This window comes from Kineosporia sp. NBRC 101677 (assembly GCF_030269265.1).
Lineage (GTDB): Bacteria > Actinomycetota > Actinomycetes > Actinomycetales > Kineosporiaceae > Kineosporia > Kineosporia rhizophila.
Window position 1 is genome coordinate 1 of sequence record NZ_BSTA01000020.1, and the last position, 13,047, is coordinate 13,047.

Below are 13,047 nucleotides of genomic sequence, written 5' to 3' on the forward strand. Positions count from 1 at the left end.
CGGAAGTGCAGGCTCCACCACCGACTGCAGCGTCCCCAGAGCCAACGCCAGGAAACCCAGCACGATGACTGGGAGCCTCCCGATCCGCGGCGGGGCAACTCTTGGTTGCGAGACAGACACAGACACAAACGTCCCCTTCGAAGGGCTCGGGGAAGCCGACCCCACGCCGGCTTCCAATGCCCTCCACCTTGCGTCCGTGACCCCCTGGGCCACATCGTCCGCCGCAACCGCATTGCTCTAGTGCATTTGCACTAGCCTTTGGCCGTTCTGTAAGTCCTGGAGTGAGATGTTGATGCCGGCGATCGGGCTACGGCTTTGCAAGGCCAGCATTGCGTAGCGGGTGGCTTGGGCGCTGGCTGTTAGAGCTGGGGAATGGTGCACGCGCACGTGTGTAGTTCCTGTACGACTGGCCATCGATGGCCGAGAACGATGACGGTGGCGGACTCGGGTCTTGCGGGCGCCCTGGTCACTCGCGACGGGGATGCACAGCCGAGCCGGCGTCTGCGGGCCGGAGCTATTCACGAGGCTGGTGTGCCAGGCCATCGAGCCCACGACGGGGTCTAGAAATTCACGAGTGCCAATAGCCAGATATCGTTTCGGGGTTGGGCGGGTGAGGTCATCAGGACGTTCTTGATGGTGGGGAACTAGCAGCGATGGCCGTGGACCTGGTTGCGTCGGACCTGGTATCCAGGTCCGATGTTGTCGGTACGGACGTCCTGATGGACCCGCTGGCCAAGCAGGGCCTGGAAGCAGCTCTCGAGGCCCAAATGATCAAGCACCTAGGCTACGCCGCCCGACTCGCCGGGCCGCAACGGTCTGCGGGTCAAGACCAACTTGACCGGCGTGGGGTCGGACGCGATCAATGCGGACCGCGACCGCGACGCCTCGATTGAGCCGGCGATGGCGAGGAGGCACTGAAGACGCATGGCCTCGATCGACCAGATTGTGTCGCACCTCAACGCATAGGGTTGACCACCCTCAGGATTCAGCCGCGCGGTGACGCAGAACCTGAGACCTGGGCGCGGTCGTATACACCTTCAGCCTGGTCGTCGGGCATGCTCTCCTAATCACCAGCGCACTCTGCGGCAGGCGAAAGGTCACCCCGCGGGACCCGCGGGGTGACCCTATGAACGGCCGCTCGTCGGCAAGGTGCGTCTTGTGCCTTTGGTCAGGCGTCGGCCTATGTTCCGTAGAAGGGTTGCCTGCGAGACATTCACGCCACTGCAGCGGGCGATCCATCGCCCAGTTCTTGCGGTGACCCTAGGCCGGGAGCTTCTCGGCATGCTTGGTCACGACCGGTTCGGCAGCATGCGAGAACGGCATTGCCACGAACCACGAGTCGGCTGGTCGGCCTTTGGCGCAGGCCTGCCAGCGGCGCCAGGTGTGCTCGGGCATACCAATAAGTCGGTGAACTTCGTGATCGGCATGCCCGCATGGCAGCGGATCACCTCGAGGTCTTCGAAGGTCCACACGTTTCCGACCAACTTCTTCCGTACCCGCAGCTCGACGCGGCCTCGACGATCGTCGCGTTCGAGTCTGCGACTCTGGCCTCGAACTGCTGTTCACAGCTGGAGGCCTGGTTCGAGGATGACTACAGGCCGGCCAGAACCGCTCCCAGGAACTACCGCTTCCAGGTGCCGGCAGACTGCTCGGAGACCTTCGTCTGGCGGGCGCCTGGGCGAGGGTCATTTCGCCGGTCAGAACCGACAGGATGATCCGCCGTTTTCAGGCCGAGGCAGAGACGGTAGACAGGCATAAGCGACATGCTCCGCTGCTGGTGAGAGGGATATGAGAACTACCTCTGCGAAAATCGTGGCGCGCGACACAGCGACGTTGATCTCGTTCACCCCCTGGATATTCGCGGCCAGCAGGCAGCACACCAGGGTGGTTCACCCCGGCAGGGATGAACCACCCTGCGCCCCGTTGCTTGCGGCTAATCTCCCGTCACGGCTCGCACTTGACGTATCGGCCATGTGCCGGAGCCGCACGTAACCTCACGGGACGACCCGAGTCTCCGGGGAGTCGCCGATGTTCTCCTGGAACGGGGCGAGCGCCCGTACCGGGGTCGAGCCCATCTTTGAGCCGCCGGTGGCATAGGCGGTGGCCGTGGCCTCCCTCGCGGGGTCAACCGTGACCATCCCGATGCCCGACTTGAGGTCGACCTCGACCGGCTCTTCTCCCTCGACCGTCACCGTGACCCGGGCCGCGCCTTCGGGAGCCACCACGATGGTCTCGTCGCTGGGCCCGTCCTGCTCCTGCGGGTGGTAGGCGATCGGCCGGGAGTCGGCGCCCTCGGCCGGCAACAGCAACTGGAGACTGACCCCACTTGACGCGGGACCGTTGAAGTGGGCGAAGGCCAGAACCCCCTGACCGGGCTGCTGCAGGGTGAACACGCCGAGCTTCTGACCGCGGAACTTCCCGGCGTAGCGAACCCTGACCTTGGTGCCCTCCAACGGCAGTGCGGCCGACGCCAGGCTGTCCTTCACCCACACCCCGAGCAGGCCCGCGTCGAACTTGCTGTCGCCGAGCGCCGCCTTCGCCTTAGCGGTGTACGCCTCCTGGCTCACGCCCGTCTCTTCCCAGGTCATGCCGTCGCTCTCGACCGGGAAACTTTTTCCGTCCTTATTCAGGGTCGCTGTGATGGAGGGCATGACGGCCGTGGGGGGAACCACCCGCTCGACGATCCCGCTCTCCTCTTTACTGCGAGCGAAGACACCACCCCGCTCGACCTTGCCCTGCGCCGTGTAGTGGGCCTCGACGCTGTTGGTGAGCTCGACGCTGTAGCCCACAGGACCCACCACCACGGCTATGCCCTCGGCGTCGTTGCTCACGTCCGTCTGCGCGCTGGCGGGCCGATCGCCGGGTGCACCCTGGGTCTTGTCCAGCTGTTTCGCGGAGGCTCCACGGGGCCCGGTGAACCAGGACAGGCTGGACTCCTCGGTGGGCTCGTCGTCCAGTGACGCCGAAGGGGCGGCGACGTAGGCCAGGACCAGCCGCCAATCGCCCACATCCGAGGCGTACAGCAGCTTGGCCTCCCGCCCCTGCTCGGCCACCTCCGGCAGCATGGCATTCAGGAACTTCTCGTTCTTGGCCAGGGAGCCGCGCAGTGGACTGTCGACCAGCGCCCGGCCGGGGATCACCAGACTGGGTCTCTCCGGCTCGGAGGCCGGTGCGGAGTGGTCGTCGGACCCGGCTCCTAGGGCCTGCACATTGGCGGCGGCCCCGACGACGGCCACTACGGCGGCCACTACGCTCGCCACCCGGATCCGCCGGGTGCGCCGGTTCTTGCGCTCGCGCTGCAGGAACGCCGGATACGGCTGTTCCCGGTCGCCGGCGAAGGTGGCCTCGTCGACCAGGGCCGTTCGCAGTTCGGTCTCGATGTTCATCACAGCCTCCTCAGAGCACGGTCTTCACGGACGGGACAGGACCGGCGGGACTGGCCGCCATCGTGGTGCGCAGGCGTTCCAGACCCCGCGAGACCTGGCTCTTGACCGTGCCCACCGAACAGCCCATGGCCACGGCGACCTCGGCCTCGGACAGGTCCTCGAAGTAGCGCAGGACCAGGGCCGCGCGCATCTTGACGGGCAGCCGGCGCAGGGCAGCGATGAGCTGCTGACGCTGGTCGATCCGCTCGTAGGGATCGTGGTGACCCGGATCGACCGACAGGCTCGGGATCTCCCCGAAGCTGCGCCGCCGGCGCCACGAGATCGCCGTGGTCACCATCGCCCGGCGCACGTACTCCAGCGGCGCATCCATGCGCGAGACCTTGGGCCAGTGCCGGTGCACCTTCTCCAGGGCGCTCTGCACCAGGTCCTCGGCCCGGTCGCGGTCCCCGCTGAGCAGGAACGCGGTCCGGTTCAGCGAGCGCCAGTACTGCTGCACGAAGACCTGGAACCCGTCTTCGTCACTCGTTGCGGTCGGCACCGGAAAGCACTCTCCAACCGTCATCGTGGGTATGCATCACCTCCTAAGAAACGCGCGGCGACCCTAGAAAGGTTGAGAGGTGTTTGGAACCATCACGCTGACTTCGTTGCGCGGCCGGTTGGCAGGAGAGTGCCGCTGGTTTGGCAGAGGCAAAGATGCAGGTCGCGACACAGTTCCGGAGCTGATCTGCCGTACACCCACCGTCGTGTCAATTCACGTGGCGTCGCTCAGGGAAACGTCTCTCCGGACCTGAGGAGGAGGATGAGGAGCCGTACCCGCTGCTCTGACGGCACTCAAGAGGCGCCGATGATCAGCGGGGTGCTGAACACGGCTTCGGGATGGGAGCCGTCAGGCGGCTCACGCTACCAGCTCAGCAACCGCGACGTTCGTCCTCTCCTGCGCAGCTGGCTGCGCGATCCGCTGCAGCTCCACCGCATTTGCTGAACGCAGTCGATAACCCCACCAGCCGCGGAGGTTTTCGTTCAGTACCCTCACGCAGCACCAGCGCAGAAGCTCCCAATCCCATTCGCCGGTCGTCTCAGCGCCATTCAGTCAGACGATGAAAGACGCGGAACACTAGCAAATGTAGCGGTGCGGCTTGCAGGTGGGGCAGGGTCTGGGCATTCCCGTTCCCGGGTCATCGGGCAGCCAACCCGAGGTGCACGCAGCGCATCCCAGGACAGGCCGGGGCCCGGGTTTGGCTGCTCGTTCGGCAGCTCGCGCGAGCCAGCCGAGGAGCGCTGCCGCAGGGTTGAGCAGGTCTGTATCTGCGTTGTGGATCAGGAAGTTGCGCAGCTCGACATCCAGGTCGCCGTCTCCGATGGCGTTGCGCCACAGCGGCAGCAATTCCTCGAGGGTCGTTTCGCGCGGCGCGTCACCATACAGACGACGACTGACAAGGGCGACAAGAGAAGGGGTTGGGTGTGGGTTTGGGACTGGGGGTTCAGCAGCCGCCGAAGCATCTGCTTCGTTGCTGCTTTCCGGCCCGGCACGGCGACTAGCACCGGATGCTTTGCCTCCTGCTCTGCCGGCCGTTGCCTTTCGTTCGCGCTGCCTGAGGATCTGCGCTCGCGAGCGCTGCCAGTCATACCAGTCGTGGTAGGTGATGGTGTCGGGTGCGGGGATGCCGGGGCAGTGGTGGGGGTCGTGGGTGCAGGTGGAGTTGTTGTCGTGCCAGAGTCCGGCGTCGGTGAGTGCTGTGATGTGTTTGCTGCGTCCGCCTTTTTCGTGGATGAGGGCGAGGGTGATGTGCCCGTCGGTGAGGTGCCTGGAGGACCAGTTTCCGCACATGGTCCACAGGCCGAGGGCGCTGAGTCGTAGGGGTCTGGGGATGGAGAGGGTTTTGGGGTGTTCGGCGAAGCTGTCGTCGATCATGAACCAGACCATTTGTGCTTCTTTCCTTGGATGCTTGGTGCGCACGGGTGTCGGTCAGACGGTGTCGGGGGCGGTGGGAGCTGTCTGCGCGATTCACTGCTCCCGATGGTGTTCGTGTCCCGGCTCACTATCGACGCCCGACGCTATGCGGCTTGCTTGCTGCTGTGCCGGTACCCGTTTCAGTCAAGCGATCTTCGGCGGCGGCCTGAACGGATGCGCGGGGCGTTACGTGATCAGGCCGCGTGATCGGGTGGCTGCCTATGTTTGAGGAGTTCTCGTTTCATGGTGGAACCGCTGACGGCGAAGAAGGAGGACCCGGCGGCGAGGATGGATCTGCGGCTGTGCCCTTCTTGGACCCAGCGTGCAATTGATTCGCTGCGGGACTCTCCTGGCTGCAGGACGAGCTTGCCGGGCGTGCTGGTTGGCTGCGTGTCTGGCTCGGAACTGCTGACAGCCAAATTTCTTGAGGCGTCGTCCGCGTCGATGGGGAGTTGGAGCTCGGGAGTTCCCCGGGAGCGGCCAGAACTCGGGCGCTCGTTCGTGTGGGGTCGTCTGGAGTGTGCGCGGCGTGGGCGGCTTGGCCTGGTCCAGCTTCGGGTTTCGGCTATGGCTGCGACGGAGAAGAAGGACAGGGGCGGGGCGACGGCGAATGCTTCGGCCCATGGGAGAGTGGCGGCCCAGGAGTTCTGGTTGGCTGCGGCCAGGTTGGCCAGGACGATGAAGGCCAGGGCCATCGCGAAGACGAGAGCGGGAATGACCTGGTTCCATCCGCTGCGTCGGCGTACTTCCCAGGCGGCGTAGGCAGCGAGGACTTCCAGGCTGCCAGCGACAGTCCAGACCATCCACCCCTGAACCTGCACGTGTGGGTAGGCGCCCACGTGCAGGACGTGGGTGGCTGACCCGGCCAGGGCGATGGCTCCGAGGCTGAAGCACACGAGCGCGGCCCAGGCGCGATCGACGTCCTCTCGAACCCAGGAGACGAGGTGGATGGGTGCGGCCCGTGGTGTCCAGAGCATGTCCGCGGTTCCTTTCGTGGCTGGCGTTCCCGTTTGAGCCCGGGGAGCGTTCTTTGATCGCGAGGGCTGTTGGCGGCCGCTCAGGAGTGGGGTGGTGTGGGCTGGGCTTGGCCGGTGAGGCGTTCGCCGACGCGGATGATCTGCTGGCGCAACTGGTGGTCGCTGGGGTCGAGTTGGGCTGCGTCGTTAAGCAGGGTGCGGGCCTGGTCCGGGTGCTGGGTGTGCAGGAGTTCGGCCAGGGCGATGCGGGCGCGGGCGCCGGCTCGGTTGATGCGTCGGCGTTCTGGCGGTAGCCAGGTGGCGTCGAGGTTCTTGCGGTCGGCGAAGCGGCCGGTGTGCAGGGCTACGGCTCGTCGTAGTGCCTGCTCGTGCTGGCTGCTGTGCTCTGGTCGGCTCTGCTCAGTGCTGCCACCATCGCGGCCGGCGGCGTTGGCGACGTTGTTGGCGTGCAGCGCAGAGGCGGCCGCTAGGGCGTCCTGGAAGGCCCACAGGTCGATGTCGAGGAAGTCCGCGAGCTGGTAGTGCCCGCCGCTGTTGAGGACGGCGTTGATGTTCTGGTTGCCTGGTTCGCCGAGGGCGTGGCGGACGCTGCGGCGCAGGTTGGCCACCTCGGTGGACAGGCGTCCCATGGCCTGGGTGAGGGTGGCGTCGGGCCAGATGAGCTCGCGCAGGGCGCGTAGCTCTGCCCCGTCGCGGTGTAGGGCGAGGTAGAGCAGCAGGTGCAGGGCGTGCTTGCGGACCCCTGGCACGCGGTTGCCTTGAGCATCAAGGATGGCCGGGTCACCGAACAGTTTTATGTGGGCGCGCGGTTGCGCCCCCTTCTGCACCGCACCGGATGGGCGCGCGTGGGTCAGAGGCTGCCCGTTCCAGGTAGGTGCGGGGTTCACTGGCGAGGGGCCGGGACTGATCGTGAAGGGCTGTTCGCTCCCGGCCCGGGATTGACTGTCGTAGGCACCGAGAGGGGTGGCCGCGTAGTTCCGCGTCGGTGGTGACGACGGGATGCTGGGGATGAGGGCGTGTTCTGGAGCATCGTGTTCGGCAACGTCACTGACGTGTCTGACGTGGTCGCCGGTCTCGCCTGCGGTCTGCGGCACCACGGCGATGGCCGGATCGGCGAGGCGCTGCGGTGGTGTTGCTGCCGCGTCCCGCCGCATCGGTGTTGCCTGCAACACCGGCGATGCGGGGCTGGTCGGCGAGCCCGTTGGTGGGGGTTCTTGGCGGTGCGCCTCTGGGCGGACTCGCACGGCGTGCTGCTGGGCGACCGCGTCGCTGTCCGCGGGCCAGCCGCGCTCATCCGCCTCAGCAGTGTCGTCCGTGTCGTCCGTGTCGTTCGTGTCGTCGGCGTCGCGCTGCGATCGGAACAGCGCTTGGACCGAGTCGTGGATGAGGAGCCGCGCCTGATCGATCGCATCGTCGGTGTGCAGAACACTGACGGTCGACGCGTGCCGCTCCAGGTCTGCATCGGGCTCGAGCGGATCAGCAGCATCTGGTCGTTCATCCTCCCCTTCATCGGCCAAGTTTCGGATGCTGCTGCTGGCTCGGGGGCGTCTGTGCCGAGGCGAGCCTGCGTCCTCATCGTCGGTCTGCGATGCCCGGCGGCCCCGGCGCCGCGATTGGGCGGCGAGCAGGGTCACGGCTGCAGCCGCGGCTGCAGCCGGCAGGGCCCACGGCATGTCCCCGGCCTCCTCCCCCGCGCTCACGCGTGAGGCTGCGTCTTCGATGTCCTCTCGGGCAGGCGGCGTGGCCGGCGGGGTGGAAGGCGCTGGTTCGGGCTTACCGGGCTCGCCATGCGCTTCGGGCGGTGCTTGAGGGGTGGGCGTTGCGGAGCCAGCCTGAGGGCGTGCCACTCCCCCAGCGTGTTCGGTGCGGCCGCGATCGGTCACCGGCGCTGGGATGAGGATGGTGTCCCCGGTATCGATCAGATCGGGGTCGCGAATCGTCTGCTGGTTGGCGCGCTGCAGCGTCTTGTAGTCCTCGAAGTCCCCCAGGAAACGCATCGCGATGTCCCCCAGCCGATCCCCCGCCGCGACCGTGTACAGCAACGACCGTTCACGATCACCGCGGTCATCGTTCGTCCTTGAACTCGCTCCTGCAGCGTCCTGTTGAGGGTTCGAGACAGGAACGAGAACGGTCCATCCCGGGATGAGGACATCCGGGGACTGCATGCTCGAACCGTCCGGTTGCTCGCGACCGGCGTTAAGCTGCCAGATGTCCCTCCAGCGCATTCCGTCGCCAAGATAGTGCTCGGCCAGACCCCACAGGCTCGCCGAGGGCCCCGATGCCGCGACAGTGACCTGGGCGAGCGCTCGAGCCTGGCGTGCGGGCGCAGCCTGCTGCATAGCTGGTGGCCGATCTTCCGGGTGGCCGTCCTGCGCGGCCTCCTCGGCCGCCCAGGTGTGGGCCACGGCCGTTGCCGGAAGTGCCACCGTCGTGGGCAGTGTGACGGGGGCCAGGAGCAGCCCGCCCACGAGCCCCTTGTAGCTCCAGGGGGTGAGGAAGCCTCCCCGGCCTGGGTTCAAACGCGCCTGCTGCCTTGTCGGAGTCCGATCTGTGTCGCCCGTGCGGGCCCACCGGGCTTCTCGATGCACGGCCACCGCGGCCTGAACGATCTGGCAGACGACGGCCGACCACCACGCCCAACCGGCCACATACAACACATGCCACAGGACGGCATCAACCTGCCCAGCGACGATCGCGTCCAACCCATGACGCAGGAGCTGCCAGGGCGGGCCACCCCAAACCACGAGACACGTCGGCGGAGCGACCATCAGGACCGTCAGGAGCACGCCCGACACGACGGCCCTGACCATCGCGACCATGACGCCACCGCGAGATGGTCCCCGCCGAACGTGCCCGCTCCGTTCGAGCTCGCTCAGCACCGGTCAGAGCCGGCCCGGGAGGTGATGGCGCTGTGCCTACCGCAACCCTCCCCGTCTTCCAGGAACTCGCGGCACGCCTGACCGACCGGACACCCACGCCACACGCTACGACCGCGCCGTGCAGGCTCCGCGATACCCCGCCACGGCAAGCACACATCGGCGGACACGGCCTCGGGCGGACAGCTCAAGCACGAACCGGACCCACCGGTGGACGGGTGCAGGATCCTCATCATCGCTCCTCTGTGCTGATGTCCAATACGGACACCAGCAAAAGGCCCAGACCGTCCACGCAATGTTCTACTGACCATTGAGCAGGACCTGAAAGAGAGCGCGCTCGCATGCGCGGACACCGCCGAGAAACTGGGACTGCACCACGACGCCGCCGCCCTCCGGCAAGCCGGCTGGCACCTGCCCACGGGCCCGGACTTCCGTCACCTCCTCACCAGCCCCTGGCACCGGCCACCCGCCCGAGCCAAGACCAGCCTCGCGCCAGGACACCGGCGAGGCGTGCTTGAAGGCATCGCCGGAAGTGCCCTGGCAGACTCCACGCAGCACATTCGCTGGGGCGAATGCCTGCTCCTGGAACGCGCCACTCCGCGTCCCGAAGGGGGAAACTGATCCATGTCCGTGAACACCGACGCCGACCCAGCGATCCTGCGCAACGCGATGGTCGACCGGCTCACCACCGAACTCGACACCACCTCAGGCCTGAAGCTGGATCCGCAGGTGGAGGCCGCGATGCGGCAGGTGGAGCGTCATCGCTACGTCCCGGACTTCCCCCTCGAAACCGCCTACGGCGACACCGCAGTCATTACCCACCCCTCCCCCGAGGGAGCACCGCTCCACCTCAGCTGCGCCTCCGTCCCGACCGTCGTTGCGGCCATGCTCCATGCCCTGGACGTTCGCCCCGGCCAGCGCATCCTCGAGATTGGCGCCGGCACCGGCTACAACGCTGCGCTCCTGGCCACCCTGACCGGCCCCGACGGAGCAGTAACCACCGTTGACATCAACGACGACGTCACCGCCAACGCACGCCGCAACCTTGACAGAAATAGCTCTTCCAACGTGCGGGTCTTTACCCGAGACGGAGCGCACGGCGCGGCCGAGCATGCCCCCTACGACCGCATCATCGTCACCGTGGGCGCCTCCGACATCCCCCTGACCTGGTGGCAGCAACTCACCGACGACGGGCGCCTGGTGCTGCCCCTGCGCTGGCGGGCCACCACCCGCGCCCTGGCCCTGACCAAGACCGGAGGCAACCGCTGGACCTCCAGCTGGGACTTCCTGTGCGGATTCGTCCCCATGATCGGCCAGCCCAACGAGCAGACCATCACCATCGACTCGGACGGCCTCGTCAAGCTGCACTACGACATCGACCAGGCCGTCGACGCCCAACAACTGGGCGGGGTTCTCACTTCCGAGCGCGTCGAGTACTGGAGCGACCAGACCGTACACGGCGAGGAACCTTTGGACGGGGTATGGCAGCGCCTGACCTCCACCGACTCCCGCACCGTACGAATCGAGGCCGACCTCCGAGCCGTCAGCGAAGGACTGTGTACCCCCGCAATCCCGGTGCGCTCCCCCGCACTCGTCGACGGCAAGAGCCTGGCCTACTTCGCCATCCGGCGAGCCCCCGACCAGCCCGGCCGCTGGCAGCTCGGCGCGATCGGACACGGTCCTCTCGGCGCGCAGCTCGCGGCCGCCATCAATGACGGCATCACGGCATGGGGGGCACAGCGAGCCGCCGGCGTGCAGGTGCAGGTCTATCCCCGGGCTCTGGGCCAGCCGCCCGCTGAGGCAGCCATGCTTGTTCCGCGCCCCGAAACGGTGCTGACTGTGACGATGTAGCCCGTGAACCGCGAAGGGGAATGAATGCCCCCGACCGCCCAGCCCTCCGCCACCGACGACGGCCGGGGCCCCGCGAGCCGGTGGACTCACTGCTCAGCCCCGCGGCCGAAGTTGGCGGCCTTTGGCGCTGACTCTCGAGCATGTGGATTAACAGTGCGCGAGGCGCTTGCGGTGCGGGTGATCGAGGTGGTGGCGCAGAGCCGGGCGACCTGAGGACAGGCTCACGTGCGGGCGGAGGTCGAGCGGCTGGCGCGCACCGTCATCGGCCCCGACTGAAGTGTCAAAGCCGTCGATGAGTTTGCCGAGCAGGTCACGGCGCTGGCCCTGCCGCACAGTATCCGCCTGGGCCGCGGCGACCACGACGATTTACAACCCCCGGCGACGCTCGCCCTGGACATCGCCGAAGCCGTCGCCGACGAGCAGCTTCCCGGCCGACATCGCAGAACTTCATTAGGAGTTCAGCAAATAGCGGAGGACATCCTGGCTGGTGTCGCCTTCGCGTTCGCACCCAAAATTTATGTAATCCTCTAGGTTCCATGTGCCATCACGGTGATCGCCCCACGCCAAGTACTCGTCAATAGCCTCTCGGCACGGCACCGTCAGGTAGTCCGTGTTCACCTCACCGTTGGGGCGCGGGGAGTAAGGCTCCCCCGCGACCTCCTGTCGCGAGTTAAGCCAGCCCGCACCACCGACCATGCCCGCGACCAGGAGCAAGCCCCCGATCGTCACGACTGATCCATCCGGTAGGCGGCGCATGACTGTCCTCCTGTGCTCACACCTGCCGCCCGGCGGCATCCGAGGGCCGGACCAGTATGACCATTTCCGGACCAAATGGTGGGCGCGCTTTGAGCCCGGGCTCATCGAGGGCGAACGTGGTGATCCGGGCTCCCGGTCCAGAACTCGATTAACCGGGACGCACCATCCGATGCCACCGCGAAGGTCACCCACCACGCGGAGGCATCAACATGCGTGTCGAACACGAGACTCTGTGCACCGCGTGCGGCGAACAATGGGCGCAAGGCAACCTCGCCGTCTACCGGGGCTGCCGAGACAACCTCCGGGCCGTCCTCGACGACCTGGCCGAGCGGTACCACTCGCTCCTCGAACCACCCACCCGCCGACGCTCCACCGTGCCCAGCCCCGTCCACCGCGAACCGACACCGGCGGAAGATCGGCATATTATTCGCTGGGCGCAAGTGGTGCCGGCGGAGCGTCAGCCGCCCGACGTGCTGCAAGCGACATCCTTCCCACGCCACGAGTTGCCGATACGAAGCTGCAGAACATCGCGAATAGTCTGTACAAGCACACAGCTAACCCCAACGTTGTAGGTAACAGCACCACAATGGATGCCATCCGTCACGAAGTGGCCACGAACGCGGGAACAGGAACCAATGGCACATTCCACACAATCAAGGGGGTTGACTCTCTCCGTGGACTGCAAAACGCTCTCAACCGGAAGAGAGGCCCCTTCCTCGACGATCATGATCGACGAGTCGCGACCAGCCTCGCAAATGAACTGCGAGATGTCATCCCCCGCCATCTCTGGCCATGAATGAGCAGATATCACAGCGAAAGCGTCGCCATGATCGGCGCCCTTATCTACCAGTTCCCGCAGCTTCTTCCATTGTTCAACGAACACTTGGATGACAACGAGGGCGAGGTTCTGCCCAGTCTGGTCATGGCAGATGTTGTTCGCTGGCTGACCGCCAATGTTTCGAAAAACCCAAGAGAGTGCGAGGAAATTCTCGCCTGGTTGGATATGGCCTACAGCCACGGCAGCGATGAACAGCGCACGGTAATTGCCGTCAGCGCCGTCGAAGAGATCCCGGCCCCTGGGGAAGCCGGCTCGGAACTACGCGGAATGTTGAGCCCGAGGCTGGCGGAAAATGACCCTTGGGCTTAGCACAAAGTGGTCTTCGCTCTGAGCTAGGTGTTGCAGCTCATGACGTTGGTGACGCCGGCTCGTAGCCGCTGGGCTGGGGGCTGGGTCCCGGCAGCCGTGTGAA

At 66.4% G+C, this 13,047-nt stretch carries 7 protein-coding genes; 2 read left to right on the top strand and 5 right to left on the bottom strand.

The annotated features are described in order from the left end of the window. Positions 1 to 1,994: 1,994 nt before the first annotated feature. The 5 genes from QSK18_RS34150 to QSK18_RS34170 form a co-directional block, all read right to left on the bottom strand. Positions 1,995 to 3,386 (bottom strand): hypothetical protein, encoded by a 1,392-nt coding sequence (locus tag QSK18_RS34150; protein ID WP_285628142.1) that lies wholly within the window; start codon positions 3,384 to 3,386, stop codon positions 1,995 to 1,997. Between the two features lie 10 nt (positions 3,387 to 3,396). After that, entirely contained in the window at positions 3,397 to 3,924 is a 528-nt protein-coding gene (locus tag QSK18_RS34155) for a SigE family RNA polymerase sigma factor (RefSeq protein ID WP_285628145.1), read from the bottom strand. A 576-nt stretch (positions 3,925 to 4,500) separates the two neighbouring features. After that, positions 4,501 to 5,298 carry a con-10 family general stress protein gene (locus QSK18_RS34160; RefSeq protein WP_285628156.1) on the bottom strand — a complete coding sequence of 266 codons (798 nt, stop codon included), beginning with the start codon at positions 5,296 to 5,298 and terminating at the stop codon, positions 4,501 to 4,503. 233 nt (positions 5,299 to 5,531) lie between these two features. Then, positions 5,532 to 6,314, bottom strand: a complete 783-nt coding sequence (locus tag QSK18_RS34165; protein ID WP_285628159.1) for a hypothetical protein — start codon at positions 6,312 to 6,314, stop codon at positions 5,532 to 5,534. 80 nt (positions 6,315 to 6,394) lie between these two features. Next, the gene (locus QSK18_RS34170; protein WP_285628162.1) at positions 6,395 to 9,133 is read right to left on the bottom strand and encodes a LysM peptidoglycan-binding domain-containing protein; all 2,739 of its coding nucleotides are present in this window, start codon (positions 9,131 to 9,133) and stop codon (positions 6,395 to 6,397) included. A gap of 681 nt (positions 9,134 to 9,814) precedes the next feature. On the opposite strand from QSK18_RS34170, the gene fxlM reads away from it, so the two are divergent. Together fxlM and QSK18_RS34180 are read left to right on the top strand one after the other, a co-directional pair. Further along, the gene (gene fxlM, locus QSK18_RS34175) at positions 9,815 to 11,041 is read left to right on the top strand and encodes a methyltransferase, FxLD system (RefSeq protein ID WP_285628165.1); all 1,227 of its coding nucleotides are present in this window, start codon (positions 9,815 to 9,817) and stop codon (positions 11,039 to 11,041) included. A 1,552-nt stretch (positions 11,042 to 12,593) separates the two neighbouring features. Next, entirely contained in the window at positions 12,594 to 12,944 is a 351-nt protein-coding gene (locus QSK18_RS34180; protein ID WP_285628169.1) for a DUF7674 family protein, read from the top strand. Positions 12,945 to 13,047: the final 103 nt, after the last annotated feature.